The organism is Nocardia cyriacigeorgica (genome assembly GCF_005863245.1).
GTDB lineage: Bacteria > Actinomycetota > Actinomycetes > Mycobacteriales > Mycobacteriaceae > Nocardia > Nocardia cyriacigeorgica_C.
Map to the genome: position 1 here is coordinate 37,297 of NZ_VBUT01000009.1, position 26,918 is coordinate 64,214.

General features: G+C 68.7%; 21 protein-coding genes (1 of these 21 running past the window's edge). 6 read left to right on the forward strand and 15 right to left on the reverse strand.

Features of this window, described 5'->3' with window-relative positions; all coding sequences use genetic code 11:
• The 3 genes from FEK34_RS22055 to FEK34_RS22065 form a co-directional block, all read left to right on the forward strand.
• A protein-coding gene (locus FEK34_RS22055) for a non-ribosomal peptide synthase/polyketide synthase (RefSeq protein WP_138450595.1) crosses the window boundary here: on the forward strand, positions 1-8,464 show its 3' end. Its footprint begins 35,096 nt before the window's first position; the window shows 8,464 of its 43,560 coding nt (coding positions 35,097-43,560); its start codon lies beyond the left edge, outside the window; its stop codon occupies positions 8,462-8,464.
• A 193-nt stretch (positions 8,465-8,657) separates the two neighbouring features.
• Positions 8,658-9,233 carry a Uma2 family endonuclease gene (locus FEK34_RS22060; RefSeq protein ID WP_138450597.1) on the forward strand — a complete coding sequence of 192 codons (576 nt, stop codon included), beginning with the start codon at positions 8,658-8,660 and terminating at the stop codon, positions 9,231-9,233.
• 35 nt (positions 9,234-9,268) lie between these two features.
• Entirely contained in the window at positions 9,269-9,448 is a 180-nt protein-coding gene (locus tag FEK34_RS22065; protein ID WP_138450599.1) for a type II toxin-antitoxin system VapB family antitoxin, read from the forward strand.
• A 21-nt stretch (positions 9,449-9,469) separates the two neighbouring features.
• On the opposite strand, the gene FEK34_RS22070 is transcribed toward FEK34_RS22065, so the two are convergent.
• Entirely contained in the window at positions 9,470-10,078 is a 609-nt protein-coding gene (locus FEK34_RS22070; RefSeq protein ID WP_138450601.1) for a YHS domain-containing protein, read from the reverse strand.
• A 201-nt stretch (positions 10,079-10,279) separates the two neighbouring features.
• Positions 10,280-10,846: a peroxiredoxin-like family protein gene (locus tag FEK34_RS22075; protein ID WP_138450603.1), complete on the reverse strand. Its 567-nt coding sequence runs from the start codon at positions 10,844-10,846 to the stop codon at positions 10,280-10,282.
• Positions 10,847-10,914: 68 nt separating this feature from the next.
• Here FEK34_RS22075 and FEK34_RS22080 point away from each other — a divergent pair, with 68 nt between their 5' ends.
• Positions 10,915-11,550: a TetR/AcrR family transcriptional regulator gene (locus FEK34_RS22080; RefSeq protein ID WP_138450605.1), complete on the forward strand. Its 636-nt coding sequence runs from the start codon at positions 10,915-10,917 to the stop codon at positions 11,548-11,550.
• A gap of 146 nt (positions 11,551-11,696) precedes the next feature.
• Here the strand turns inward: FEK34_RS22080 and FEK34_RS22085 are convergent, their stop codons facing one another.
• Both FEK34_RS22085 and FEK34_RS22090 read right to left on the reverse strand, forming a co-directional pair.
• Positions 11,697-12,656 (reverse strand): hypothetical protein, encoded by a 960-nt coding sequence (locus FEK34_RS22085; protein WP_138450607.1) that lies wholly within the window; start codon positions 12,654-12,656, stop codon positions 11,697-11,699.
• A 154-nt stretch (positions 12,657-12,810) separates the two neighbouring features.
• Positions 12,811-13,761, reverse strand: a complete 951-nt coding sequence (locus FEK34_RS22090; RefSeq protein ID WP_138450609.1) for a helix-turn-helix transcriptional regulator — start codon at positions 13,759-13,761, stop codon at positions 12,811-12,813.
• A gap of 63 nt (positions 13,762-13,824) precedes the next feature.
• Here FEK34_RS22090 and FEK34_RS22095 point away from each other — a divergent pair, with 63 nt between their 5' ends.
• A complete protein-coding gene (locus FEK34_RS22095) occupies positions 13,825-14,973 on the forward strand; it encodes an epoxide hydrolase family protein (RefSeq protein WP_138450611.1) in 1,149 nt (382 codons plus the stop codon).
• A gap of 5 nt (positions 14,974-14,978) precedes the next feature.
• On the opposite strand, the gene FEK34_RS22100 is transcribed toward FEK34_RS22095, so the two are convergent.
• The 4 genes from FEK34_RS22100 to FEK34_RS22115 all read right to left on the reverse strand — a co-directional run bounded on the left by FEK34_RS22100 (position 14,979) and on the right by FEK34_RS22115 (position 20,221).
• On the reverse strand, positions 14,979-16,988 hold the full coding sequence (locus tag FEK34_RS22100; protein ID WP_138450613.1) for a 5-oxoprolinase/urea amidolyase family protein: 2,010 nt from the start codon (positions 16,986-16,988) through the stop codon (positions 14,979-14,981).
• Positions 16,985-17,605 carry an urea amidolyase associated protein UAAP2 gene (locus FEK34_RS22105; protein WP_138450614.1) on the reverse strand — a complete coding sequence of 207 codons (621 nt, stop codon included), beginning with the start codon at positions 17,603-17,605 and terminating at the stop codon, positions 16,985-16,987. The genes FEK34_RS22100 and FEK34_RS22105 overlap by 4 nt, the downstream gene beginning before the upstream one ends.
• A complete protein-coding gene (locus tag FEK34_RS22110) occupies positions 17,602-18,357 on the reverse strand; it encodes a DUF1989 domain-containing protein (RefSeq protein WP_138450616.1) in 756 nt (251 codons plus the stop codon). The genes FEK34_RS22105 and FEK34_RS22110 overlap by 4 nt, the downstream gene beginning before the upstream one ends.
• Positions 18,358-18,646: 289 nt before the next feature.
• Complete coding sequence (locus FEK34_RS22115) at positions 18,647-20,221, reverse strand: amino acid permease (protein WP_138450618.1); 1,575 nt, start codon at positions 20,219-20,221, stop codon at positions 18,647-18,649.
• 225 nt (positions 20,222-20,446) lie between these two features.
• Between FEK34_RS22115 and FEK34_RS22120 the strand changes: the two genes are divergently transcribed.
• A complete protein-coding gene (locus tag FEK34_RS22120) occupies positions 20,447-21,109 on the forward strand; it encodes a TetR/AcrR family transcriptional regulator (RefSeq protein ID WP_138450620.1) in 663 nt (220 codons plus the stop codon).
• Between the two features lie 3 nt (positions 21,110-21,112).
• Here the strand turns inward: FEK34_RS22120 and FEK34_RS22125 are convergent, their stop codons facing one another.
• The 7 genes from FEK34_RS22125 to FEK34_RS22155 all read right to left on the reverse strand — a co-directional run bounded on the left by FEK34_RS22125 (position 21,113) and on the right by FEK34_RS22155 (position 26,886).
• Positions 21,113-22,459 carry a TerD family protein gene (locus FEK34_RS22125; protein WP_138450933.1) on the reverse strand — a complete coding sequence of 449 codons (1,347 nt, stop codon included), beginning with the start codon at positions 22,457-22,459 and terminating at the stop codon, positions 21,113-21,115.
• Positions 22,460-22,561: 102 nt separating this feature from the next.
• On the reverse strand, positions 22,562-23,092 hold the full coding sequence (locus FEK34_RS22130) for a hypothetical protein (RefSeq protein WP_138450622.1): 531 nt from the start codon (positions 23,090-23,092) through the stop codon (positions 22,562-22,564).
• Positions 23,093-23,170: 78 nt separating this feature from the next.
• Positions 23,171-23,971 carry a family 1 encapsulin nanocompartment shell protein gene (locus FEK34_RS22135; protein WP_138450625.1) on the reverse strand — a complete coding sequence of 267 codons (801 nt, stop codon included), beginning with the start codon at positions 23,969-23,971 and terminating at the stop codon, positions 23,171-23,173.
• Positions 23,972-23,974: 3 nt separating this feature from the next.
• Positions 23,975-25,000 carry a Dyp-type peroxidase gene (locus FEK34_RS22140; protein WP_138450627.1) on the reverse strand — a complete coding sequence of 342 codons (1,026 nt, stop codon included), beginning with the start codon at positions 24,998-25,000 and terminating at the stop codon, positions 23,975-23,977.
• Between the two features lie 121 nt (positions 25,001-25,121).
• The gene (locus tag FEK34_RS22145) at positions 25,122-25,448 is read right to left on the reverse strand and encodes a cupin domain-containing protein (protein WP_138450629.1); all 327 of its coding nucleotides are present in this window, start codon (positions 25,446-25,448) and stop codon (positions 25,122-25,124) included.
• A 137-nt stretch (positions 25,449-25,585) separates the two neighbouring features.
• A complete protein-coding gene (locus tag FEK34_RS22150) occupies positions 25,586-26,086 on the reverse strand; it encodes a dihydrofolate reductase (protein WP_138450630.1) in 501 nt (166 codons plus the stop codon).
• Positions 26,083-26,886, reverse strand: a complete 804-nt coding sequence (locus tag FEK34_RS22155; protein ID WP_138450632.1) for a thymidylate synthase — start codon at positions 26,884-26,886, stop codon at positions 26,083-26,085. The genes FEK34_RS22150 and FEK34_RS22155 overlap by 4 nt, the downstream gene beginning before the upstream one ends.
• Between the last annotated feature and the right edge of the window lie 32 nt (positions 26,887-26,918).

Sequence of the window (26,918 nt, forward strand, 5' to 3'; positions counted from 1 at the left end):
GGTCGGCCCCGAGTCGCGGGTGGCGCTGGCGCTGCGGCGTTCGGTGGATCTGGTGGTCGCCATGTACGCGGTGACCAAGTCCGGTGGCGCCTATGTGCCGCTGGATCCGGATCAGCCGGCCGAGCGCACCGGCTACATCCTGGAGACGGCCGCGCCGGTGTGCGTGCTCACCAACGACGACGCCGGATTCGATTCGGATGCGGCACCGGTCATCTCGCTCGACGAGCTGGACCTGTCCGCACTGAGCGACGCGCCGGTCACCGACGCCGAGCGGGTGGCGCCGCTGCTGCCGCAGCACACCGCCTACGTCATCTTCACCTCCGGTTCGACCGGCCGCCCGAAGGGTGTCGCGCTGCCGCATGCGGCGATCGCGAACCAATTGCAGTACAAGGTGGCCGAATTCGGGCTCGACGCGGCCGACGCGGTGCTGTTGAAGACGGCGGCGACCTTCGACCTGTCGGTGTGGGAGTTCTGGTCGGCGGCGGTCTGCGGTGGCCGGTTGGTCATCGCCGCGCCCGACGGCCACCGCGACCCGGCGTACCTGAACGAGCTGATGGCGCGCGAATGGGTGACCACCCTGCACGTGGTGCCGTCCATGCTGGACGCGCTGCTGACCGGTGAGCTGCCGGATTCGCTGTGGCGGGTGCTGGCCATCGGTGAGGCGCTGCCCGGTGCGCTGGCCCAGCGGTTCCGTGAGTCGCATCCGCGCACCGAGCTGTTCAACCTGTACGGCCCGACCGAGGCCGCGGTCTCGATCACCACCCACCGCGTCGGCGCGGCCGATATCGCCTCGGTGCCGATCGGTGTGCCGCAATGGAACAGCCAGGTCTACGTGCTCGACGCCCGCCTGAACCCGGTGCCCGACGGTGTGGCCGGTGAGCTGTACCTGGCCGGTGCGCAGTTGGCGCGCGGCTACTTCGGCCGCGCGGACCTGTCGGCGGAACGGTTCGTGGCCAACCCCTTCGGCACCGGTGAGCGCATGTACCGCACCGGTGACCTGGTGGCCTGGAACCGCAACGGCGAGCTGGAATACCGGGGCCGCACCGACTTCCAGGTGAAGATCCGCGGTTTCCGCATCGAGCTCGGTGAGATCGAGGCCGCGCTGCTGGCACTGCCGGAGGTCGCGCAGACCGCGGTGGTGGCCAAGTCGGATCCGCGCACCGGTGACCGCCTGGTGGCCTACCTGGTGCCGGCGTCCGGTGTGGCCGCGCATGTGGACGAGGTCGGGCTGGAACGGCAGCGCGGCGGACTCGATGTGGCGCAGGTGAAGTCGGCGCTGACGGCGGCGCTGCCGTCGTACATGGTGCCCTCGGCGTTCGTGGTGCTGGACGCGCTGCCGTTGAACGTCAACGGCAAGCTCGACCGCAAGGCGCTGCCGGAGCCGGAGTTCGAGGTGCAGGAGTTCCGCGCGCCGTCGACCCCGATCGAAGAGATCGTGGCCGGGGTCTTCGCCGAGGTCCTCGGCGTGCAGCGCGTCGGCGCGGACGACGATTTCTTCGCCCTCGGCGGTAACTCGCTGCTGGCCACGCAGGTCGCGGCCCGGCTGGGTGCGGCGCTGGATGCGCGGGTGCCGGTGCGGACGTTGTTCGAGGCGTCCACCGTGTCCGGTCTCGCGGTCAAGGTCGAGCAGCATGCCGGTGCCGGTGGCCGCCGCGCACTGGTGGCGGGTCCGCGTCCGGAGCAGGTGCCGTTGTCGCTGGCCCAGCAGCGGATGTGGTTCCTCAACCAGTTCGACACCGCCTCGGCCGTCAACAACATCCCGGTCGCGGTGCGGTTGAGCGGCGACCTCGATGTGGGTGCGTTGCGGCTGGCCGTCGCCGACGTCGTCGGCAGGCACGAGACCCTGCGCACCGTCTACCCCGAACAGGGCGGCGCGGCGCATCAGGTGATCCTGCCCGCCGATCAGGCCGTGCCGGATCTGACGCCGGTCGCCGTCGGCGCGGAGGAACTGCGCGAGCGGATCGTCGAGGTGATCTCGGCGGGCTTCGACGTGACGGTGGAAGTGCCGTTGCGCGCCAAGCTCTTCCAGGTCGACAATGCCGACTACGTGCTGGTCTTCGTGGCTCACCACATCAGCGCCGACGGCTGGTCCATGAGCCCGCTCACCCGCGACGTGATGGTGGCCTACGCCGCCCGCGCGAACGGTGTCGAGCCGGGCTGGGCGCCGCTGCCGGTGCAGTACGCCGACTTCAGCATCTGGCAGCGCGAGGTGCTGGGCTCGGAATCGGATCCGGAGAGCCTGATCAGCCAGCAGGCCGAGTACTGGCGCACCGCGCTGGCCGGACTGCCCGACGAGCTGAACCTGCCCGCCGACCGCGCCCGGCCCACGACTCAGTCGTTCGCCGGTGGTCGGGTGGTCTTCCCGATCGAGTCGGAGCTGCATCGCAGGCTGGCCGAGGTGGCCAGGGAGCAGAACGCGACCATGTTCATGGTCGTGCACGCCGCGCTGGCGGTGTTCCTGGCGCGGATGTCCGGCACCGACGACATCGCCATCGGCACCCCGGTGGCCGGTCGCGGTGAGGCCGAACTCGACGACGTCATCGGCATGTTCGTCAACACGCTGGTGTTGCGTTCGCACGTGCGCGGCGAACTCACCTTCGGTGAGCTGCTCGCCGCCACCAAGGACGCCGACCTGCAAGCGTTCGCGCATGCCGATCTGCCGTTCGAGCGGCTGGTGGAACTGCTCAACCCGGAGCGTTCGACCGCGCGGCACCCGCTGTTCCAGGTGGCGCTGTCGTTCGAGAACCTGCCGGACACCAGCTTCGAGCTGCCCGGCCTGCACGTGCAGGCCGTCGATTTCGACGTCGACACCGCCAAGTTCGATCTGTCGCTGACCATCCGCGAGGCCGCGGGCGACGACGGTGCCGGCATGTACGCCGAATTCTCCTTCGCGCGTGACCTGTTCGACGACGCCACCGTCGAGGTGTTCGCGCAGCGCTTCACCAGGCTGCTCGAATCCATCACCGCCGCACCGCAACAACCGGTGGGCGATCTGCCGATCCTGGCCGACGCCGAATACCAGCTGCTGACGCACGTGCACGGCGAAGACGTGATGGCCACCGGCCTGCTGCCGGATCTGCTCACCCATGGCGCCAGGATCAACCCGGACCAGATCGCGGTGCGGTACGAAGGCCGTTCCATCACCTACCGCGAACTCGACGAGTACTCCTCGCGCCTGGCGCGGGTGCTCATCGAGCGTGGGGTCGGGCCGGAGCGCATCGTCGCGCTGTCGTTCCCGCGCTCCTACGAGATGGTTGCCGCGTTCTGGGCGGTGGCCAAGGCCGGCGGCGCGCATGTGCCGGTCGACCCGACGTATCCGGAAGACCGGATGCGCCACATGGTGACCGACTCCGGTGCCGTGCTCGGCCTGACCGCGCACCAGTACCTGGACCGGCTACCGCACGAGGTCGAATGGCTGTGCCTGGACGATCCGTCCACCGACGAGCTGATCGACGCGCAGTCGCCCGCGCCGGTCACCGATGCCGACCGGATCAGCTCGCTGGCCATGCGGCATCCGGCCTACGTCATCTACACCTCCGGCTCGACCGGTCTGCCCAAGGGCGTCATGGTCACCCACGCCGGTATCGGTGGACTGGCCGATGTGGCGGCCGACCTGTACCACCTGGAATCGCATCACCGGTTCCTGCACATCTGCTCGCCGAGCTTCGACCCGTCGGTACTGGAGTGGGTCGTCACCCACTACACCGGTGCCACCCTGGTCATCGTGCCGTCGCACATCATCGGCGGGCACGATCTGCACGAGCTGCTGCGCACCGAGCGGGTGACGCATTCGGTCATCACGCCCGCGGTGCTCGGCACGGTCGACCCCGAGGGCCTGGACGAGCTCGAGGTCGTCTCCGTCGGCGGTGACGTCACCACCCAGGAACTGCTGGACAAGTGGGAGCCGGGCCGTAAGTACTTCAACGCCTACGGTCCGACCGAGACGACGATCATCTCGTCGTACGCGCGGCTGACCGCGGGGCGCCACGTCACCATCGGCTTCCCGGTGCACGGCATGACCGCGCTGGTGCTCGACGCCCGCCTGAACCCGGTGCCGCCGGGTGTGGCCGGCGAGCTGTACCTGGCCGGTGGCGCGCTGGCGCGTGGGTACCACAACCGCCCCGACCTCACCGCGGACCGCTTCGTCGCCAACCCGTGGAGCAGCGAGGGCGCGCGCATGTACCGCACCGGTGACGTGGTGCGCTGGTACGCCGAACCCGAGCAGCGTGCGGGCAATGCCGCTGTGGACACGGTGCGGTGGGAACTCGACTACGTCGGCCGTTCGGACTTCCAGGTGAAGATCCGCGGCTTCCGCGTCGAGCTCGGCGAGATCGACACCGCGCTCGGCAAGCATCCCGACGTGGAGTTCGCGATCACGCTGGGACGTGAGACCGACGCGGGCGCGACGATCCTGGTGTCGTATGTGCTCGCCGTGCCCGGCCACGAGATCGACACCGAGCGGCTCACCGAGTTCGTCTCGCGCTCGCTGCCGCCGCATATGGTGCCGTCGGCGATCGTGGTGCTCGACGAGATCCCGCTGACCCCGGTCGGCAAGCTCGACCGCAAGGCGCTGCCGGAACCGCAGCTCGCGCCGCGCGAATTCCGGGCGCCGGTCACCGAGGTCGAGGCGATCATCGCCGAGGTGTTCGCCGAGGTGCTCGGCGTGGACCAGATCGGTGTGGACGATTCGTTCTTCGCCCTCGGCGGCGACTCGATCCTGTCCATCCAGCTGGTGTCGCGGGCCAAGGCGCGCGGTGTGGTGTTCACCCCGCGTGATGTGTTCGAGCGGCGCAGTGTGGCCTCGCTGGCCGAGGTCGCCACGCTCGGTGCGGCGCCGGGCCAGGTCCGCCTGGAGGAGCTGCCCGGCGGCGGGGTCGGCGATATCCCGCTGACGCCGATCATGGCGCAGATCCTGTCGGGCGGCTCGTCGTTCGACCGGTTCTCGCAGTCCATGGCACTGCGGCTGCCCGACGGCATCGACCGGCAGACGCTGGTCGCCACCATCGCGGCCGTGTTCGATCACCACGATGTGCTGCGCTCGCGGTTGCGCCGCGTCGGCGAGTCCTGGTCGTTCGAGGCGCTGGACCGCGGTGCGGTCGACGTCGACGCGCTGGTGCACCGGGTCGACGCGCCCGCCGAGATCAGCGAGGCCGAGCTCACCGCACTGGCCACCGCCGAATTCGACGCCGCCCTTGGCCGATTGGATCCGGCCGGTGCCGCGATGGCGCAGTTCGTCTGGTTCGCCTTCGACGGGGATCGCCGCGATGTGCTGCTCATCGTCGCCCACCACTTCGTGGTCGACGGCGTGTCCTGGCGCATCCTGATCCCGGACTTCGCGGTGGCGTGGTCGCAGCTGGCGGCCGGTCAGCCGGTCAGTCTGCCCGCCAACGGCACCTCGATGCGGCGCTGGGCGCACAGCCTGGTCGACGCGGCCGCCGAACCCGAGCGGGTCGCGGAACTGCCGTTCTGGCAGGAGGTCACGGCCACACCCGATCCGCAGCTGGGCGCGCGGGCGTTCGACCCCGAGGTCGACACCTTCGCCACCGTCGAGCGGGTCGAGGTCTCGCTGTCGGCCGAGGTCACCGACGCCGTACTCACCGCGGTGCCGAGCCTGTACCGCGGCGGTGTGAACGACGGCCTGCTGTCGGCGCTGGCCATGGCGGTCGCGCGCTGGCGCGGCGGCGACGCGGCGCTGATCAAGCTCGAGGGTCACGGTCGTGAGGAAGAGGTCGTGCCGGGCGCGGATCTGTCGCGCACGGTCGGCTGGTTCACCGCGGCCTACCCGGTGCGGCTGGCGCTCGGCGACGCCGATCTCGACGACGCCTTCGCCGGCGGCGCCGCGCTCGGCGCGATCGTCAAGTCGGTCAAGGAGCAGCTGCTCGCCGTGCCCGACAAGGGCCTCGGCTACGGCATGCTGCGCTACCTCAACGACGAGACCGCCGTGCAGCTCGCCGGCGGTGCCACCGGCCAGATCAGCTTCAACTATCTGGGCCGGATGTCGGCCGGTGAGATCCCCGAGGAACTCACCGAAGTCGGCTGGGTGCCGGTGGACGATCTCGGCCGCCTCGACGTCGAGATGGACCGGGACATGCCCGCCAACGCGGTGCTCGACATCAACGCCATCGTCACCGACGGCGCGGACGGACCGGAGCTGGGCGCGTCGCTGGCGTTCCCGGCCGGGCTGCTCACCCGCGAACAGGTGCGCGAATTCGCCGACCTGTGGGTGGCCGCGCTCGAAGCGCTGGCCGCGCACGCCCGTCGTCCGGACGCCGGTGGTTTCACGCCGTCGGATATGGCGCTGGTGCACGTCGGCCAGAGCGACCTCGAACAGTGGGAGCGCGAGTTCCCGGCGCTGTCGGAGGTGTGGCCGCTGTCGCCGTTGCAGTCGGGTCTGCTGTTCCACGCGCTGATGACGCAGGCCACCGTCGACGTCTACACCATGCAAGCGGTGGTGGATCTCGGTGGCAGCCTGGACGTTTCGCGGCTGCGGGCCGCGGCGCAGGGCATCATCGACCGCTACCCGAACCTGCGCACGGCCTTCGTCACCGATTCGTCGGGGCAGGCGGTGCAGGTGGTGCTGGACAAGGTCGAGGCGCCGTGGACCGAGGTGGATCTGCGGGAGCTGCCCGAGGCCGAGCGCCTCGGCGAATTGCAGCGCCGGATCGCCGCCGATCAGGCCACGCACTTCGATATGGCGGTGCCGCCGCTGATGCGGTTCACCCTGTTCCGCACCGCGGAGACCCAGTGGCATCTGGCGATCACCACCCACCACATCCTGCTCGACGGCTGGTCCATGCCGCTGCTCATGCGGGATCTGCTGGTGCTGTACGCGGTGCGCGGTGATCAGACGGCGCTGCCGCGGGTGGCCTCCTACCGCAACTTCCTCGGCTGGCTGGCCGGCCGCGACCGCGAGGAATCGCTGCGGGCCTGGGCACGGGCGCTCGACGGTCTCGGCGAGCCGACCCAGCTGGCGCCGCAGCCGCGCGGGACCGAGGACTACTCGATCGGCAAGCTGATCACCGAGATCGACGCCGACCGCACCCGCAAGCTCACCAAGCACGCCGCCGAACTGGGCGTCACGGTGAACACGCTGGTGCAGGCCGCGTGGGGCATCCTGCTCGGGCGGCTCACCGGCCGCGGTGACGTGGTGTTCGGCGCGACAGTGTCGGGACGTCCGGCGGAGCTGCCCGGCGTGGAGTCGATGGTCGGTCTGTTCATCAACACGCTGCCCGTGCGGGTGCGCATCGATGATCGCCAGAACGTCGGCGAACTGCTGGAGACCTTGCAGCACGAGCAGGCCGATCTGCTCGACCACCACTATGTCGGGCTGACCGATATCCAGCGGGTGGCCGGGCCGGCCTCGCAGTTCGACACGCTGCTGGTGTTCGAGTCGTATCCGATGGACAAGGAAGCCATTTCGGCGGCCAGCTCCATCGACGGCATGTCGGTGACCGGTGTCGGCGTCAACGACGCCACGCACTACCCGCTGACGCTGCTGGTGACGGCCGAGTCGACCATCGAGCTGACGCTGAAGTATCTGCGCAGCCGGTTCACCGCCGAGGAGGTCGAGGTGCTCTCGACCAGGTTGCAGCGGGTGCTCGACGCGCTCGTCGGCGACCCGGCCGCGCTGGTCGGCGATATCGACATCCTCGACGCCGGGGAGCGGGCCCGCCTGCTCGCCGACTCCGGGATCGCCGCCGCGACCGCCGCACCGGAACCGGTCGGCCGCGTCGGCGCCCGCACCGTCGCCAAGGTGCTGGCCGAGGTGGTCGAGGAAGATCCGCAGGCGCCCGCGCTGCTCGCCGGTGACTCCGAGGTCGCGTTCCAGGTGCTGGACCGCCGGTCCTCACAGCTGGCGCGGCTGCTCATCGCCCGCGAGGTGGGCCCCGGTGACGTGGTCGCGGTGACGCTGCCGCGGTCGGTGGATTCCGTGGTCGCCGCCTGGGCGGTCCAGAAGGCAGGCGCCGCCCTGCTCTTCGCGACCGGCCTGACCGCCGACGAGATCCGTTCCGCCGGAGCGGCGTTCGTCATCGGTGCGACCGACGGCCTGCCGGGCCTCGACCCGTCAGACCCCGAGATCGTCACCGAACTCGCCGCCGCCCCCGGCCACCCGGTCTCCTACACCGACCGGGCCCGCCCCCTCGGCGAAGACCACCCGGCCTTCGTCCAGCTCGCCGACGGCGCACCCGTGGTCCTGACCCAAACCCAGGCCCTCGACCGCGCCGAACACCTGCGCGAGGTGAACGAGATCGACTACGAGTCGGCCACCTTCACCACCGCGGCCACCGGCCGCGCGGCCGTCGACGAGTTCCTCGCCTCTGCCACCGCCGGCGCCCTCTCGGTCCTCCCGACCGACGCGGACCCCGCCGACGACATCGCGGACGGGGAAGTGACGCACTGGTTCGCCGCGGCGGGCGAGGAGACCGATGGTGTGGGTGACGTGCGAGTCGTGGGCGAAGGGTAGTTGCGGTTCGAGCCGGTGTGTGGCGACGATCGTGGCCTCACACCGGCTCTGCCAACGCGGCGGCGCTGATGATGGCGGGTACCTGGGCGCCGAACTCCGGTAAGCACTCGCGTGGTCCAGCTTGTGGGCGCTACTGTGTCGACGCTCGACGATCATGGACGGCTGCATTCGCGGCCGCTAGGAGGTGCGTCGCATGCTCAAACCTGCTGCGGGTGCAGGCCGTTGGACTGCCGCCGATCTCGACGGCCTACCCGAGAACGGGCTGCGCTACGAGGTGCTCAACGGCCAGCTCGTTGTCAGTACTGCACCCAAGCCTCGGCATCAGATGCTGTTACAACGGCTGGTGCGGAGAATGGTCGACGCGGCTACGTCCGAATTCGTGGTGCTCGAGGGAGTCGGGGTACTGATCGGCGACGACGAGCCTATCCCCGATGTGATCGTCGCAACCGGGCCGATCCCGTGGGATGCGCGTGGGATTCCGGTCGAACAGGTTCAGTTGGCCGTCGAAGTCGTCTCGGGCTCGACCACCCTCCAAGATCGCATGGTGAAGCCGGTCTTGTATGCGGATGGTGGGATTCCTGCCTACTGGCGCTTCGAGATCAACTCCTTCAAAGGCCGGCTGCCTGGTGAGGAACTTCCTGTGTTGTTCGCTCACGTGATCGGGGACGATCAGAAGTACCAGCAGACGCATCGGGTGCCCGGCGGAGAGAAGGTCACCGTGCGAAGCCCGTTCGACGTCACGATCGACCCAGCCGCCCTGTTGCCTTGAATGAGGGCGAACGAGCACATCCGGTCGCTGGAGCTATGGCCAAGACGTTGATCGAACTGCCGGACGAACTGATCGAACAGGCGCGCCAGGTTGTCGGTGGCGCAACAGCAACCGAGACCGTCCTGACGGCGCTGCGTCTATTCGTCCGGCAGCATCGGCAGCGCGAGGCCATCGCGTGGATCGCCGACTCCGCGCCGTTCCTGAGGAGTCGATGATCGGCTGCCGAGCCGACATGCTTATGTGAGGGCGTGTTCCTCGGCGAAGACCTTGCGGCACACCGGGGCGCAGAAGACGCGGGTTTCGCCGTTGTAAGTGAGGGTGTATTCGGCGGTGGCGATTTCGAGGGTCATGCCGCAGACGGGGTCGACGCCGTAGCCTTCGGGGATGTCGCGGGTGTCGGCCTCGCTGTCGTAATCGGCGGTCATCATTTTGGTGAGCTCGGTGGCGGTGGTGGTGCGGCCGGCGGTGCCGAGGTTGTGTTCGCGGACGCCGAGAATCTGCACCACGCAATGCGGGTGGTCGCGCAGCCGCTGCGGATCGCCTTCGAATTCGGCGATGGCGTCGGTGATCAAGGGGATGATGCCGTCGCCGAAACCTTGGCCCGCCCACGAACCGGGGACCGTGACCCGGGCCAGGTAGCGCGGTGCGTCGGACAGGCTCGGCCCGCCGGTGGCCCAGGCGGCGGGCTGGTGCACGAGGACGTGGGTGAACTCGCGGGCGCGCGCCATCACCGCGTCGGGCGCGGAGTCTGCGGCGGTGATCGTGTGCAGCACGTGCGCGGCGAGGGCCTGGCCGCGCTCACCGGTCAAGGTGGGATCGGATACGTACAGATCGATAGTCATCATGAGTGAATCTCCTTCGAAGGCAACAAGGTCGCCGTATGGATAAAGGCCGAATCGGGACCGCGCAGGTTACGCGGGCAGGTGGATGTTCTCCCGGCGCGAAGATGTCGGGGTCGGCGCGGCAGGTCGACCGCACGCCGCCCACGCCTCGGTGGTGTGCTGCCGCGAGGGCCGTTGAAAGCAGCAGGACGGGCCGAGCGACTGTTATCGAGATACCCCGGACTCGGTCTGTGCGGCGTTAGCCAGCAGTTCGTCGACAGACCACTGATCGTCCGCGTGCTGCCCGTGCTTGCTCGCCACAACCCGGCCGTCAGGCGCGATCAGGAAATCCGCGGGCAGGCCAAGCCGCCCGCCTTCCGGGTTGCCCGGTGGCGTGACGTGGCCGGGCTCGCGTGACGCACGCAGCTCACGAGCGACGGCACGGACGATGGTCGGCCAGGCCCGCGGATCGAGCAGCGCGCGTGGCGCCGATTCCACACCGAACTCGCGGTAGAGACGGCGGTCGGGGTCGGCGATCACTGCCAGCGGCAGGTCGGCGGTGTATTTCAGCAGCTCTTCGGCGCTGGAATGGAAGACGACGACCTCGCGGATATTCGCCGCACTGATCTCATCCAGCCGATTGACGATCGACCGCAGATGCAGGCTGCACACCGGGCAGCCCGCGAATCTGCGGAATTGCAGGTGGATCAGGCAATCGGGGTCGGGTATCGGCACCGGGGCGCCGGTAATCGTCACGAGCTCACGGCCCGTGACGGTGGTGGGGAACGACATCGGGATCTCCTTAAGTGTACAAAGTACGCCTACAGCCAGTATGCGCGTATCGCGTACGCTGTCAATCCATGCCGCGTCCCCGTTCGCTGACCACCGACGACCTGACCGGCGCCGCCCTCACCGTGATCGACCGCGACGGCCTCGACGCCCTCACCATGCGCGCCGTCGCCAAGGAGCTCGGCATGGCGACCATGGCCCTCTATCGTTACGTCGCGGACCGGACAGCCCTCGAAGTTCTCGTCGTCCAGCGCGTCTTCGCCGCCGTCGACCTCACCCTTCCGCCCGGCCTGGACTGGCGCGACCGCGTCCGTCTACTCCTCGACCGCACCCGTCGGGCCTCGGCCGAACACCCCGCCGCCGTACCCCTGATCCTGCGCCACCGCCAGTCCGCCCGCGGCTCCCTCGACCTCATCGAAGCCATGCTCTCGGCCCTCACCGACGCGGGTCTCACCGGCACCGACCGCGTCATAGCCCAGCGCACCCTCATCGCCTACCTACTCGGCTTCCTCCAAAACGAGCACTACGCCGCGCTCTCGGGTCAAGGCACCGCAATCATGGCCGCCCTATCCCCCCAGGAGTTCCCATTGCTCGCGCAGACAGCAGGAGACGCGCAAGCAGTCCCACCCGAAAGGGAGTTCAACGCCGGACTGGATGTCATCCTCGATGGACTCGCCAATCAGGCGTCGCCAGAACATAGTTCGTAGCAATCATGTCGATTTCCGGCGGCAAGGCCCCCCTACCGCACACCAAAGCTGGTGCCGCACAGGTTCTGATCACCTCGCACAGGCTACGAGGCCCGAAAAGCGCGACAACCTATGCGAGGAACCTTCATCGACCGGTAGGCATGGGACTAGCACCGTTCGTACTGGCGGGTGAAGGGCTCCGACTCCGGCAGGGCCTCGGGGCGGGGTGGTGGGCAGCCGCCGACGAGGACGGCGAAGGTGGGCCCGCTGCGGGTGATGATGGTGTAGTCGACCACGCCACCGCGCTGGGACAAGTGGGGAAGGTGGCGGTCGGCGAGTTGTGTCGCCTGCGCGGTGCTGAATTTCTCTCCGTCGGGCGGGAATACCATCACGCCCAGTGTGCGGCCTGATGCTTCGGGTGGGTCGAATACCGACACCTGGACTATCGCCGAGGTGGGTTGGTCGGTCAGGAACCATTCCCACAATTCGAGTTCGCTATCGGACGGGAAGCGGCGGCGGCCGTCGGAGTGGATCACGCTGGGTTCCAGCCTCGAATAGCTCTCGAACATGCCTTCCCCGTGAACGGGGGACACCTTCCAATTGTTGGACGCCAGCTCCGGGAAGTCCTCGATGATTCGGCGCATTGCCGCGGTGGCACGGTGGGGTTCCGCCTCCGAGCCCGCGCTGACATTGATGGTGAAGGGCGCGGACCAGTGGATCGTCGCACCGGTCCCGGCCAGGGAGAGGCGGGCCCAGTTGTGGGCTGCGTCGACTTCCGGTTGCACATCCCGCCCGAACGCCCAGGACCCGAAATAGGAGTCCGTCATCCGCTCGATCTCGACAATTGTCGAGTCACCTCGGTAGTGCGGCGGCAGCGCCTGCGTGGCCATGACACGCACCACGGACCCGGCGTCGGCCGGTATGGCGTCGTCCTCGAGCTGCACGTCGAGCAGGGATGTGTAGTACGAGTTGGTACCGTACGGATGGTATTCGAACGCATGTGACGCGTCGGCCACGCCCGGAACGGCCTCGATGGCCGTCTCGATCTTCCGCGACCAGCTGTCCCGCTCGTCCTGATCCGGCCCTTCCGGGAAGAGCGAGCATCCAGTGAGCAGGACTGCGGCCATCGACACAATGGCCGGCACTATGAAGCGCATAAGCGTCGATCCTGCCAGCAGCCGAGGCCGGGCAGCCGGACGAATGTCGTCGGCTCAGGGAAGACCTGCGCGCGCTCACGGTCCCGCTCCTCGGCGTCGATGTGGACTGCCAGATGCGAGCGGATCACTCCACGGCCGCGCTGAGCCGCGCGGTGAGTTGGCGGATGCGGGTGATCAATTCCGGGGGTTCGTGGATGCGGATCGGCAGGTCGAAGAGGGCGAGGTAGATCGCGAGTTCGTCCAGCGAGTTGGAACCGGTGCGCAGGGTGCAGGATTCGGCGTCGATCGGTTCGATGACGCCGATGGTCGGCGGGATCCGGTCGGCGGCGGTTTCGGCGGGAACACCGATGGTGACCCGGGCCGCGTAGCGGTAGGGGGCGACCGAGACGTTGCTGGAGACATAGCCGGCCAGGTCGATGTCGGGGGCCTCGCGTGGCGTGAAGCGCGGACCGGTGGGGGTGCGCGGGTGTAGGCGGTCGACGCGGAAGGTGCGCCAGTCGGCGCGGTCGACGTCCCAGGCGATGAGGTACCAGCGGCGGCCGGTGTGGGCGAGGCGATGGGGTTCGGTGACGCGCAATGTCGTTGTGCCGTTGTGGCTTCGGTAGTCGAAGCGCAGGCGATGCTTGTCGCGGATCGCGCCGGCGATCGCGGTGAGGATCTCCGGGTCTACGGTCGGGCCACCCGCGCCGACGGTGACGGTCGCCGCGAGCAGGGTGCGTACCCGATGACGTAACCGGGAGGGCAGCATCTGCTCGAGTTTCGTCAGGGCGCGCAGGGAGCTGTCTTCGATGCCGGAGATGGTGCCGCCCGCGGCGGTGCGCAGGCCGATGGCGACCGCGACGGCCTCGTCGTCGTCGAGCAGCAGCGGCGGCAGGTGGGTGCCGGCGCCGAGGCGGTAGCCGGCGACCCCGCGGGCCGCTTCGACCGGGTATCCGAGGTTGCGCAGCTTGTCGATATCGCGGCGCACGGTGCGGATATCGATGCCGAGTTCGGCGGCCAGGGCGGTGCCGGTCCATTCGCGATGCATCTGCAACAGCGACAGCAGCCGCAGCAGTCGCGCCGAGGTTTCCCACATATCCGCGAGTCTGCCGCACAGTTAGGACCGAATTTGCCCTAACCGGTTCCTACGGTAGTTCTCATGACCATCACCCACTTCCGCATCGACATCCCGCAGCGCGACATCGACGACCTGCACCGCAGGCTCGACGCGACCCGCTGGCCCGCACCGCTGCCCGGCGACGACTGGACTACCGGCGTCCCCACCGGCTGGCTGCGGGAGCTGGTCGCCTACTGGCGCAACGACTACGACTGGCGGGCCGCCGAACGCACACTCAACGAATTCCCGCAGTTCACCACCGAGATCGACGGGCAGCTGATCCACTTCCTGCATGTCCGCTCGCCGGAACCGGACGCGTTGCCGCTGATCCTGACCCACGGCTGGCCGGGTTCCATCGTCGAATTCCTCGACCTGATCGGTCCGCTCACCGACCCGCGCGCGCACGGCGGCGATCCCGCCGACGCGTTCCATGTGGTCATTCCGTCGCTGCCCGGCTTCGGGTTCTCCGGGCCGGTCGCCGATGCCGGCTGGACGGTCGAGCGGATCGCGGCGGCGTGGGCGGAGTTGATGTCGCGGCTCGGATATGAGCGCTACGGCGTGCAGGGCGGCGATGTCGGTGCCGCGGTGAGCCCGGAGGTGGGCCGGGTGGCACCGGAGCGAGTGGCGGGCGTGCACGTCAACGGTGGTGTTGGCGACTTCCTGCCGTTGCCGCTGGCGGAGGAAGAACTGGCGACGCTGACCGAACTCGAGCGCGACCGGGTCCGCCGCACCGAGGCGTTCATGCAGGAGGAATTCGGCTACATTTCGATACAGTCGACCCGCCCGCAGACCCTGGCCTACGGGCTGGTCGACTCACCGGTCGGCCAACTGGCGTGGATCATGGACAAGTTCCGCGAATGGACCCATCCGCGCCCGGTGGACCCGGACAAGATCATCGACCGCGACCGGCTGCTGACCAACGTGATGCTGTACTGGCTCACCGGGACGGCGGGCACCGCGGCCTACGTCGGGTACGCGCAGGACGCGCCGTGGGGCGTCGAGAAGCAGAACTCGGGCGTGCCGACGGGTGTGATCGTGTTCGCCCACGACGTCGCCATCCGCAAGTACGCGGGCACCGCCGACACGATCACCCGCTGGATCGACGTCGACCGCGGCGGGCATTTCGCGGCCCTGGAGGAGCCGGTGCTGCTCACCTCCGATATCCGGGAGTTCTTCCGCGACCTGCGCTGATCCGCTCACGTTTCGGCCAACTCGCCCGCCGAGCGCCAGGATTGGCGTTCGGCGGCGAAGGCCTGCGCCTGCATGGCGCGGAACTCGGCGATGGAATCGGCGTGGTCGGCGAGGAAGCGCCGGTAGTCGGCGAGGCGGAACTCGCCGTCTTCAGTGCGCAGATTCACCTTCCCGGTCGCGAAATCGGCACGCAGGTCGAGTAGTTCGTCCGCCTCGACCGGATACCAGCGGATGCGGTCGAAATACCGCAGGAGCCAGGGTGTTCCGGTGCCTCGATGGTTCCACACCTGGGTTGTGCGACCGACGAACTGGTACCCGCCGGGGCCTTCCATCCCGTAGATGCACAGGTAGGCGCCGCCGATGCCGACCGCGTTCTCCGGCGTCCAGGTGCGCGCCGGATTGTATTTGGTGGTGACCAGCCGGTGCCGCGGATCGGTCGGAGTCGCGACCGGCGCACCGAGGTACACATCGCCGAGGCCGAGCACGAGGTACTCGGCGTCGAACATGGTGCGGTAGACGTCATCGACCGAGTCCAGCCCGTTCATCCGCCGGATGAACTCGATATTCCACGGGCACCACGGCGCATCCGCGCGGACACCGTGCATGTACCGGGTGATCGCCTCCCTGGTGGATGGATCGTCCCAGGACAGCGGCAGGTGCACGGTCCGGCTCGGCACCACCAGCGCGTCCGACGCGGGCAGCTGCTGTTCGGCCTCGGCCAGCAGATCCAGCAGCAGGCGAACCGGCAGTACCGCCGGATCGACCTTCACCTGAAGCGATCGCACCCCCGGCGTCAGGTCGACGATCCCGCGCGGTGCGAGCGCGAGCAGATGTTCGTGCAAGGCGTGCACGCGGGCGCGCAGGCCGAGATCCAAGGTCATGGCGCCGTATTCGATGAGCACACCGTCGTCGCCGGCGCGCCGGTAGGTGACGCTGGTGTCGTCGTCGGCGTCGGTGCGGCGGAGGATGCCGTCGTCACCGTCGCCGCCGGTGGACAGCACCGGCTGCCAGCCTGCCCGTCGCGCGGGCCCCAGCGCGGCCATCGGCGCGGAGCGCTCCGCCCGGATCGGCACGAACCGAACCGCGTCGCCGGGGCACAGCTGGCCGAGCTTCCACCGATCCGCCGCCACCACCGTGACGGGGCAGACGAAACCACCGAGGCTGGGACCGTCCGGGCCGAGCAGAATCGGGGTGTCGCCGGTGAAGTCCAGCGCGCCGACCGAATACGGGGTGTCGTGGATATTGGACGGATGCAGGCCCGCCTCGCCGCCGTCGGTGCGCGCCCACTCCGGTTTCGGCCCGATCAGCCGGACGCCGGTGCGATCGGAATTGAAATGCACCTCGTAGTCGGTGCCGATGATGGTGTCGAAGTCGGCGCGGGTGAAGAACTCCGGCGCACCGTGCGGTCCCTCGGTGACGGCGAGCTCCCAGCGCCGCGACATCACCGGACGATCGTCGGCCGGTACCGCGGTGGCCCGCGGGGCGTGGGCCGGACCCATCGGCAGCAGTTCACCGGCTTGCAGTGTCCCTCCGGTACTGCCGCCGAACTTGCCGAGCGTGAAAGTGGCCGAGCTGCCGAGGTATTCGGGTAGCGCGAAGCCGCCGGACAGCAGAATGTACGCGCGCAAACCCGGCCCGCGGATCGCGCCCACCTCGAGCAACCCGCCTGCGGGGACCTCGATGGTGCGCCACTGCTCCACCGGCAGGCCGTCCACCGTGACCTGCGCCGGAGCACCGGTGACGCACACCCACGTCGCCGCGTGGAACCGCAGCGCCGGCCCGGTGAGAGTGCATTCCAGCCCGGCCGCGCCCTCGGCATTGCCGAGCACCCGGTTCCCGAGCCGGAACGACACATCGTCCATCGGACCCGACGGTGGCACTCCCACATGCCAATACCCGACGCGCCCCGGCCAATCCTGCACGGTGGTCATCGCACCCGGCCGCACCACCTCCACCTGGCGGACCGGCGCCGTGACCTCCGGCGCGATGACCGGATCCGGATCGATGACGGTCATCGCGACACCACCATGCGCACCGGCGTCGGGTCGAATCCATTGCAGGGGTTGTTGATCTGCGGGCAGTTCGACACCAGCACCAACGTGTCGGTCTCGGCGCGCAGCGTCACCCGCTTGCCCGGCGCCGACAGGCCGTCCACGATGCCGAGGGTGCCGTCGGCCTCCACCGGGACATTCATGAACCAGTTGATATTCGACACCAGATCGCGTTTGCCCAGGCCCCAGCGCATGCCTTCGGCGAGGAAGTTCTCCACGCAGGCGTGCTGATGGCGGGTGTGATGGCCGTAGCGCAGGGTGTTCGACTCCTGGGAGCAGGCGCCGGCGATGGTGTCGTGGTTGCCTACTTCGTCGGCGACCACCGTCATCAGGCGGGTGCCGTTCTCGGTGCGCAGCACGCTGCCGGTGGTGAGGAAGATATTGCGCTGCGCGGCGATGGTGGCCTGAGCGCTGTAGCGGTCGGCGTGATCGGCGGCCGCGTAGAGCAGGCAATCGACGGCCTGGTTTCCGTGCAGGTCGATGATCTCGAGGTATTCGCCCGCGCGCACGATCGCCGACCACGGTGCGCAGGCGTCGACCAGGTGGTCGCCGATGACGGTGCGGGCAACGGTGTCGGTCATGCGATGTCCTTCGTGTCGAGTGCGGCCGCCCATGCGGCTTCGGTGTTCTCCACCGCGCGCAGGTATTCGGGGTCGGTGTTGTGCGTGGCATCCAGATCGGCCGGCGCGTGCCACGCCAGCACATCGAGTTCGGTGACCGGCCGGTCGTCGAGCGCGTGCGCGGCGTTGGCGATCAGCACGATGACGGGCAGATGGATGATCAGCTCGACCGCCGCACCGGGCGCGCGGTTGCCGGTGCCGGTGAGGCTGCCGTCGTCGCCCACCCGCACGCCACGGAACAGCGACACCGGGGGTGCGATATCGCGCGGGGTCAATCCCTGTTTGGCGCCTGCCATCCGCAGCAGTGCCCGGCCGGTGGCGGAGGGACCGCACAGGGCATCGTGGGCACCGGAATCGTCGGCGACGACGGTCGCGAGCACTCGGCCCTGATCCGATAGCAGCGGATGCCCGGGACCGAGGTAGGCCTGCCAGGGCACCTTCACGGTGTCGGCGACATTGAGGCGCTCCCACGGGGCGCCTGCCCGCATGAGCGTCAGGTGGGCGCAGGCGTCGCCCGCCGGATCGGCCAGCCGCAGGCGGGTGCCGCGGCCGAGCACGACGTTGGCGTAGCCGTCGGCCGGGATGCGCTGGGCGAAGGTGAGAGCCTCCGGGTCGAGGCCCGGCGGAAGGTCGGGTCCGACGACGGACGCTGTGGCCGCCTGGGCCCGGGCGTGTGCTCGGGCGCCGCTGGTGGATGAGGTTGTTCGGGTCATCGCTGCTCCTCGGTGGGGATCGCGGGTAGTGGGTGGGGGAATTCGAGGCAGGATCGTCGTTTTGGGCTAGGCGGCAGTCGGTTCGGTTGCAGGTCGTAGGCGTGGTCGGCTCGGTGCGGTAGTGGGCTTTGCGGTTGGGGGTGCGTGGTCGGCTTTGGTGCGGTAATGGGCTTTGCGGTTGGGGAGCGTGATCGGCTCCGGTGCGGGAGCCGGCTATGAGGTCGGCGGTCCGATCAGCTCCTGCGCCGTAGCCGGCGCGCGGTCCGGGCTGCGAACGACTCAGGCGCGGCTATCGGGTCAGCGGTCCGGGCATCGGCTCGGTGGTCAGAGGTTGCGGCGTCGGCTCGGAGGTGCCGTTGCGGGCGACCACCATCCGGTAGACCAGCGCACCCACCGCGAGCGTGGCGAGCACGAAGATCGGTGCGGCCCAACGCATCACCGATGATCCGCCGTCCGGCGTGTACACCTCCGCCCGCGGCCAGGCCAGATTCACGACCATCGCGATACCCCAGAGCACCGCGAGCACATTCACCGGAATCCCGAAGCGGCCCAGCGAGAACAGTCCGGTGCGGGCGCCTTCCTGCTCGCCTGTCGGCCAGCCCAGGCAGCGGCGCACCAGCAGCGGCACCGTCACCAGGAGATAGGCGAGGTAAAGCGTCACGATGCAGACGCTGGCCAGCGTCGCGAAGATCGCCGCATTGCCGAGATTCACCAGCAGCAAAGCGATGGCGAGCACACCGAACACCACCGCGGGCAGTACCGGAGTGCCGAAGCGCGGGTGCACAACCGAAAGCGCGCGGGCGAAAGGCAGTTTCCCGTCACGCGCCATGGAGAAGATCAATCGCGAACCGGCGGTCTGAATGGCCAGCGTGCACACCATGATCGCGACCGCGACACAACCGAGCAGCACCGTGCCCGCGGTGCTGTTCAGCTTGGCGGTGAGCACATAGGCCAGCCCATCGGCGGCCAGGGCGCCGTCGGACAGGCTCGGTGCCGCCATCAGCGCGCCGAGCAGCATCAACCCGCCGCCGATCGCCGAGACCGTCAGGGCGGTCAGGATCATCCGTGGCGCGACCCGGCGCGGATCCTTGGTCTCCTCGGCGAGCTCACCGGCCGAATCCAATCCGATCATGACGTAGGCCGCCATCAGCCCGGCCACCAGGAACGCCGCCCAGTACGGGCCGGGTGCGGCGTGTTCGGTCTCGAAGACGACGCCGGGCCCGCGTTCGGTATCGGCGAAGAACAGCGCGATGATCGCCAGCACGCCGACGATTTCGATGGTGACCCCGATCGAGTTGATCCGCGCCATGATATCGATGCCGATCACATTGATCAGCGTGGTCAGCGCCATCAGCACGGTCCCGAGCAGTACCGCGTTCATCGCACCGGATGAGGAGGTGAGCGCGGTGTCGGAGCCGATGACCTGGAATCCGCTCCAGATCGAGGGCAATACCACCTGGAGCGCGATCGCCGCCGCGGCCGCGGTGACCACCCGCGCGATGATCATCAGCCACCCGGCGAACCAGCCGACGACCGCGCCGCCCAGCCGCCGCGACCACTGGTAAATGCACCCGGACAGCGGGTACCGCGCCGCCAGCTCGGCGAAGTTCAACGCCACCATGAGCTGGCCGAGGAACACGATCGGCCAGGTCCAGAAGAACGCGGCCCCGCCGAACGAATATCCGAAGCCGAAGAACTGGAAGATCGTGGTGAGGATGGAGACGAACGAGAATCCGGCCGCGAAGGAGGCGTAGCGCCCGAGCTTGCGATGCAGGACGGGCTGGTAGCCGAAATCGGCGAGATCGGCGCTGTCGGAGCCGTGGTCGGGCGGATCGGCGGGGCGGGTGTCGACTGTGGTGGCCATATGCGGATGTCCTTCGGCGAGCGCCAATAACTATCAGTCGATAGTTTTGCGGCCGCGATCGCGCTTTCGGTGACCTGCGTGTATCGGTTGGAGGTCCTCCGGTAACTTCTGGGTTTCCAGCTTTTCTGTCGAATGACAGAAACCTCACCGCGAGGTTGGGCGCACGGCGAGGCGGGCGGGGTGCGCGGCCACTGGCCGTGATCGCGGCGATGCGAGAATGAGGACGTGGTCAATCTCGGTCCAGGACGTCCGCGCGTCGAGCAACGCTTGCGCCGCGGCAGCACACCGCGCGAGGAGATCCTCGACGCCGCCGCCGAGCTGTTCACCACCAACGGCTACGGCAGCACCTCGACCAGGGGGATCGCCGACGCCGTCGGCATCAGGCAGGCCTCGCTGTATCACCATTTCGCCGCCAAAGATGACATCCTCGACGCGCTGCTCGCCGAAACCATCGCCGTCCCATTGGCTTTGGCGGCCGAGCTGCGCGAGATCGACGAACGGGCGCCGGTCCGGCTGTATGCCCTGGCCTGGTCGGACGTGGACCAGCTCTGCGCGTCACGCTGGAATCTCGGCGCCTTGTATCTGCTGCCGGAGCTGCGCGGGGAGCGCTTCGCATCGTTTCGGCTGCGCCGGGACGAGCTACGCACCCACTACGAACAGCTGGCCGCCGAGGTGGTCGCCGAGGCGGGGGCAGCCGGTGTACCGGCCGCGACCACCTTGCCGTTCCGGCTGGTCGAAACCGTGATCAGCATCCGATCCGATCACGGCGCGGCGCCCGCGACGGCCCGTTCGGACATCTCCGACGCGGTCCTGCGCGTCCTCGGCTGGCCGGGCCCACTGGACTCGGTGCGCGCCGAGGCGGGCGCCCTGCTCGGCCGCATCGGCTGACGCTCAGGACTTGCCTTTGGCCGGCACCCAGGACAGGCCCCATCCATAGGCCTGGTCGACGGCCTTGTTCACCCACCGTGGCGGGTCGACCGGCGGCCGCACGAAGACACCCTCGCGCCGGACGACGAGCTCGCCGCCGACATTCTCGATCAGCGCCAGCACGATCGCCTTCGAATTGTCGGTGCAGCCGCCGACGTTCATCTCGATCGGCGCCGACCCCACCGGGTACAACGTCGCCGTCGCCTCGACACCGCGCAGGTCCGGGGCGCCCGCGTAGATGGTCGCGTACACCAGCAGGCGGCGGAAATCGGCGATGTGGTCGAGGTTGATATCGAGGTTCTCGCCGGTGGCCGCACTGCCGGTGCGATCGTCCTTGTCCAGCCGCACATACGGTTCGGCGTCCAGCGAACCGAAACTGCCGACCGCGTGCACCAGTCCCTTGTTGCCGTTGGCCAACTCCCACATGCAGCACAGATCCAGGTCGATGGCCGCGCCGCGGCGGGTGCCGAACAGTCCCTGTTTTCCGCTGGACCAGTTCAGATTCACCCGCATCGTGCCGCTGGTCGCGCCGCGCTTGGTGAGCGAGACCGACGGCTCGTCCTTGGTGAGCGACAGTTTCGTCATGCTGATGGGGCTGTTGCTCGCCGGTCGTGGCGGCTGAGCCTGCGGTGCGGCCCCGGGTGTATGCGGCGGCGGTGCGGGTGCGCGTGGAGGCGCAGGTGCGGGCGGAGGTGTGGGTGTCGGTGGTGAGGCGGGTGTCGGCGGCGGCGCGGCTACGTGCGTAGGCGGCAGCGTCGGTGCGGGTGCGGGTGCGGGTGTGGGTGTGGGCGCCGGATCGTCGTCGACCGAGATGCCGAAATCGGTGGCCAGCCCGGAGAGCCCGGTGTCGTACCCCTGCCCGACCGCGCGGAACTTCCATGCGTCCTGCCTGCGGTAGAGCTCGCCGAGCACGAAGGCGGTTTCGCTGGTGGCGCCGGTGCTGTCGAAACGTGCGATCTCGGCGCCGTTCGCGGGGTCGAGCAGGCGCACGTACAGACCGTGGAATTGGGCGAAGGTGCCGCCGTCGGCGGAGGCGGCGATGACGATGGTGTCGATCTGCGGTTCGACCCGATCCAACTGCACGGCCAGCACATCGATGATTTGCGCGCCCCGCTGCTTACCCTCGTGCCGCACCGCGCCCGACGGGTGCGCGGGCTGGTTGTAGAACACGAAATCGTTGTCGGAGCGGACCTTTCCACCGGCCAGCAGCAAGGCGGACGCGTCCGCGTCGGGAACGCCGGGCCCGGATTGCCATCCCATTTCGACGCGAACCGCGGCCAGTGGAACAGCGACGTTGGCGCCCTTCATCATCGACACGATTGCCAACGTATCCGAGGATGATTGACCCGGCCACCCGGCGATCGGATGCCTCGACCACCGAGTGCACCGCACGACCCCGGCAGCAACCACCGCTCAGTGCGTGGGCGGCGCGATATTCCAGTGCTCGTGCAGCGCCCCCGCGATCTCCGGCAGCACCATCACCGGAATCTTCTTGCGGCGCAGCATGTTCCGGATCTGATCCACCTGCTCGCGTTTGCGCATGTCGTAGGCGCTCGTCACCGGTCCGCTCACCGGCGGGATCGACAGCAGCACGAGTTCGCCGTGTTCCTCGTCGCCGCCGACCAGGTCCAGCGCCAGCGACCAGCGGGAGCGTTCGTCGAGGGTGAAGCGGCCCGCGACCACCCGGTCCCAGTCGATGCTGGTTTCGGCCCAGGGGGTGCGGCGGTAGATGGCGCCTTCGGTGAGCACGACGGCGTCGCGGGTGAACAGGGCGACGAGCACCGCCACGCCGGCGATCGCACCGGCGAGCAGGCCGGTGAACACCCGATTCATGCCGAACGCGGCGATGGTGCCCAGGCACAGCGCGACCGTGACGGCGATGCCGAGCACGCCGTAGATCATCGCGCGCCTGGTGGGCACCACGCCCGCGTGCACCAACGTCATGTCGTCTCCGTCCGCTACCGCAACTGGCTGGTCGCGACCATACTGCCGCGGCGCGGACGTCGCCACCAGTACGGCGGCTCAGGCTTGCAGCGCGACGGCCGCCTCGGCGGTGTAGACGAGGAAGGTCAGGCTCTGCTGGAAGTACAGCTGCACCGATTCCGCGTCGTGGCTGAGGTAGCCGATCGAGAGGTCCTGGCCGATCTGGAGGTCGAAGTCGCCGCCGCGGGTGGTGAGCACGAACGCGCCGTCGATGGCGGGCGCCCAGATGATCTCGCCCTCGGGGATCAGGCGCTCGATGTGGGTGCGGATGGGGTGCCCGTGGTCGGAGGTCTCGCTGACGGCGGTGTAGAGGTCGGCGCTCAACAGCACCGAGTAGGGGCCGTCCACACCGGCCAGGCGCAGTTCGCTCAGCGCCTGGGCCACGGCCTCGGGCACCAGCCGCGGATCGCTTGGCACCGCGACCGGCTCGTTCGAGGCGCTGGCACGGATACCGGTGATGTTGGCGGCCGGGTAGCCCTCGAAGATGGCGCGGTCCTCGGCCCAGGCGATGCGCTTGGCGGCATCCTTCACCGGGTCCAGATCGGCGTCTTCGGCGCCGCGCTCGACATTGTCGAGTTCTTCGCGCGAGAGGGTGAACGGCACCCGCAGTTCCACCAGCGGCGCGACCAGCCGCTGCCGGGCCTGCACGCCGTCGTCGGGGGCGGCGATGGGCGTGGTGCGGCCGAGGCCGACGGCGGAGTAGTCGGTGCCGTGCGGGCCGGACAGGTCGACGACGCGGCGGCCCGCGATGTGCCGCTTGAAGGTGCGGGTGGCCTCTTCCTCGATCGCCGACCACGCCTCGGAGGTGATCGGCGCGAGTTCACGATGCAGGTTGTTCATGAGTTAACTGCTCCTTTTCAACGTGCCGATACCGAGAGAGCCGTCTGCGGCAGGTGCGGCGGGGGTGGCGTCGTCTGCCGGTGAGGCCCCGGGTGGGTCGGGCAGATCGTCGAGGAAGTCTTGGGCGGGAACGAAGAACAGGCCACCGGTGACGGCGGTGGAGAAGTCGAGGATCCGGTCGTAGGCGGCCTCGTCGGAGCCGAGGAACATGCGGGTCAGCATCTGCTCGGTGACGCTCGGCGTGGCCGAATAACCGACGAAGTAGGTGCCCATCTCGTTCTCGCGGATGCTGCCGAAGGGCATATTGGCCCGCAGGATCTGTCGTTCGGTGCCGTCCGGATCGACGATGGTGTTCACCGCGACGTGCGAGTCGGCCGGTTTCACCTCGTCGGGCAGTTCGAAATCGTCGAGCTTGGTGCGCCCGATGACGCGTTCCTGCTCCTCGACCGAGGTTGCCGCCCATTCGCTCATCTTGTGCACGTACTTCTGCACGATGACGTAGCTGCCGCAGGTGAACTCGGGGTCCTCGTCGCCGACCAGCGCCGCCCGGCCCGCCGGGGAATCGGCGAGCGCGCCCTCCGGGTTCTCGGTGCCGTCCACGAATCCGAGCAGATCGCGCTGTTCGAAGTACCGGAAGCCGGTGGTCTCGTCGACGATGGTGGCCGCGCCGTCGAGCCGTTTGCCGATCGCCATGGCCAGCTCGAAGCAGGCGTCGTGCACCTCGGCCCTGATATGGAACAGCAGATCACCCGGGGTGGCCGGCGCCTGATGACGCGGGCCGGCGAATCCGGGGAACTCGTGCAGTTCGGCGGGGCGCGGGCCGGAGAACAGCCGATCCCATGCCGTCGAGCCGATACCGACGATGCAGGTGAGGCCGGCGCCCGGCAGCCGGAACCCCACCGAACGGCGCAGGCCCGCGAGATCTGCGAGCAGGTCGCGCACCGCCGCTTCGCCACCCTCGTCGATGGTGGCGACGAGGAAGATCGCGGACGGTGTGAGCGGTTGGAGGATCGGCTGCGGCTCACCCATGATCGACAAGCCTAGTAGCTGCGAGCGTGCTGACCGCAGCGATTGGCCGAGGGCGTGTTAATACTCACCCGGATCATGGGCCGCGCGTTGCTGTTTCGTAAGCCTCACCTACGTCGGCGCGCTATTTCGCGACGGTCAGCAGAAAGGCCACGTCGTCGACGGCTTTGACGCTGTGCCGGGCCTTGGGTACCACGATCAGGTCGCCCGCCGAGCCCTTCCATTCGTTGTCGCCGCTGATCAAGGTCAGGGTGCCGCTGAGCACCAGCAGGGTGGCATCGCCGAAGTTGTCGTGTTCGGCCAGGCTCTGGCCCGCGCTGAGACCGACGACGGTCTGGCGCAGCGTTTGCGCGTGGCCGCCGTAGATCGTTTGCGAGCTACGGCCGCTCGTGGCTGTAGCGGCCAGCTTGAGTTGCTGGCGAGCTACCGCGGTCAGCGATTTCTTGTCCATGGACTGCCTTTCGCAGATCACACCCGGAACAGGGCTGGTGTTCGGGGCCGATATCGCTGAGTATGCCCGACCCGTCACCGGCGCTCGGGCGTTTTGCGCCGGTTGCGCGTTCGAGCCGGGAGTGTGGTGGGCGGAATTCAGCGGCGTCGGGTGAATCTGCGGATCCGGTACCGCGGGCCCGCACTCGACTGCTGCCACGGCGTGTCGGCGTCGGGCTGCCACTGCGAGTCGATGGCGGGCGCGTACGCATCGCCCGCGACGTCGAGGTCGATCTCGGTGACGAGCAGTTCGGTGGCGTATTCCATTGCGGCGCGATAGATCTCGCCGCCACCCATGATCCACACATCGTCGGGTGCGGTCACCGCGAGCGCCTCGGGGAGCGAGGCGCTGCGTTCGGCGCCCTCGGCCGCCCAGTCCGGTTGCCTGGTCACCACGATATTGCGGCGCCCGGTCAGCGGACGGAAACGCGGCGGCAGCGAATCCCAGGTGCGTCGGCCCATCACCACCGGATGACCCATGGTGACCTCTTTGAAGTTGGCCATATCCTCGGGCACCCGCCAGGGGATCCGGTTGTCGGCGCCGATCACTCCGTCGGGCGTCTGGGCCCAGATCAGGCCGAAGACGCGGTCCGGGCTCACACGGCCACCGGTGCCTTGATCGCCGGGTGATGCCGGTAGTCGACGATCTCGACGTCGTCGTAGGAGTAGTCGAACAGCGAGGCGGCCTTGCGCAGTTTCAGCGTGGGGAACGGGTACGGCTCGCGGGTCAGCTGTTCGGTGACCTGGTCGACGTGGTTGTCGTAGATGTGGCAGTCGCCGCCGGTCCAGATGAATTCGCCCGGCTCCAGCCCGGTCTGCTGCGCCACCATCTGCGTCAGCAGCGCGTAGCTGGCGATATTGAACGGCACCCCGAGGAACAGGTCGGCGCTGCGTTGGTACAGCTGGCAGGACAGCTTGCCGTCGGCCACATAGAACTGGAAGAACGCGTGGCACGGCGCCAGTGCCATCTTGTCCAGTTCGGCCACGTTCCACGCCGAGACGATCATGCGCCGCGAATCCGGGTCCTCGCGCAGCGTGCGCAGCACCTGGGAGATCTGGTCGATATGGCCGCCGTCCGGTGTCGGCCAGGACCGCCACTGCACGCCGTAGACCGGGCCGAGTTCGCCGTCCGGTGCGGCCCACTCATCCCAGATCGTCACGCCGTGCTCGCGCAACCAGCCCACGTTGGAATCGCCGCGCAGGAACCACAGCAGCTCGTAGACGATCGACTTCAGGTGCACGCGTTTGGTGGTGATCAGCGGGAAGCCGGCCGACAGGTCGTAGCGCAGTTGATGGCCGAAGACGCTGCGGGTGCCGGTACCGGTGCGATCGGACTTCGGCGTGCCGGAGGTGAGCACCTGACGGAGCAACTTTTCGTACTGGGTGTCTGGGGTGGTCACGCCTCGACCTTACTTCCAGCCGGGCCGCGCGG

Bases quoted from the DNA above. Each gene is read 5' to 3' on its own strand.
- FEK34_RS22115 (WP_138450618.1), bottom strand. From the start codon at position 20,221: ATGGCCACCACAGTCGACACCCGCCCCGCCGATCCGCCCGACCACGGC.
- FEK34_RS22090 (WP_138450609.1), bottom strand. From the start codon at position 13,761: ATGTGGGAAACCTCGGCGCGACTGCTGCGGCTGCTGTCGCTGTTGCAG.
- FEK34_RS22105 (WP_138450614.1), bottom strand. From the start codon at position 17,605: ATGACCGACACCGTTGCCCGCACCGTCATCGGCGACCACCTGGTCGAC.
- FEK34_RS22145 (WP_138450629.1), bottom strand. From the start codon at position 25,448: ATGGACAAGAAATCGCTGACCGCGGTAGCTCGCCAGCAACTCAAGCTG.
- FEK34_RS22140 (WP_138450627.1), bottom strand. From the start codon at position 25,000: ATGGGTGAGCCGCAGCCGATCCTCCAACCGCTCACACCGTCCGCGATC.
- FEK34_RS22130 (WP_138450622.1), bottom strand. From the start codon at position 23,092: ATGACGTTGGTGCACGCGGGCGTGGTGCCCACCAGGCGCGCGATGATC.
- FEK34_RS22135 (WP_138450625.1), bottom strand. From the start codon at position 23,971: ATGAACAACCTGCATCGTGAACTCGCGCCGATCACCTCCGAGGCGTGG.
- FEK34_RS22080 (WP_138450605.1), top strand. From the start codon at position 10,915: ATGCCGCGTCCCCGTTCGCTGACCACCGACGACCTGACCGGCGCCGCC.
- FEK34_RS22060 (WP_138450597.1), top strand. From the start codon at position 8,658: ATGCTCAAACCTGCTGCGGGTGCAGGCCGTTGGACTGCCGCCGATCTC.
- FEK34_RS22070 (WP_138450601.1), bottom strand. From the start codon at position 10,078: ATGATGACTATCGATCTGTACGTATCCGATCCCACCTTGACCGGTGAG.
- FEK34_RS22125 (WP_138450933.1), bottom strand. From the start codon at position 22,459: ATGATGAAGGGCGCCAACGTCGCTGTTCCACTGGCCGCGGTTCGCGTC.
- FEK34_RS22075 (WP_138450603.1), bottom strand. From the start codon at position 10,846: ATGTCGTTCCCCACCACCGTCACGGGCCGTGAGCTCGTGACGATTACC.
- FEK34_RS22065 (WP_138450599.1), top strand. From the start codon at position 9,269: ATGGCCAAGACGTTGATCGAACTGCCGGACGAACTGATCGAACAGGCG.
- FEK34_RS22085 (WP_138450607.1), bottom strand. From the start codon at position 12,656: ATGGCCGCAGTCCTGCTCACTGGATGCTCGCTCTTCCCGGAAGGGCCG.
- FEK34_RS22095 (WP_138450611.1), top strand. From the start codon at position 13,825: ATGACCATCACCCACTTCCGCATCGACATCCCGCAGCGCGACATCGAC.
- FEK34_RS22100 (WP_138450613.1), bottom strand. From the start codon at position 16,988: ATGACCGTCATCGATCCGGATCCGGTCATCGCGCCGGAGGTCACGGCG.
- FEK34_RS22110 (WP_138450616.1), bottom strand. From the start codon at position 18,357: ATGACCCGAACAACCTCATCCACCAGCGGCGCCCGAGCACACGCCCGG.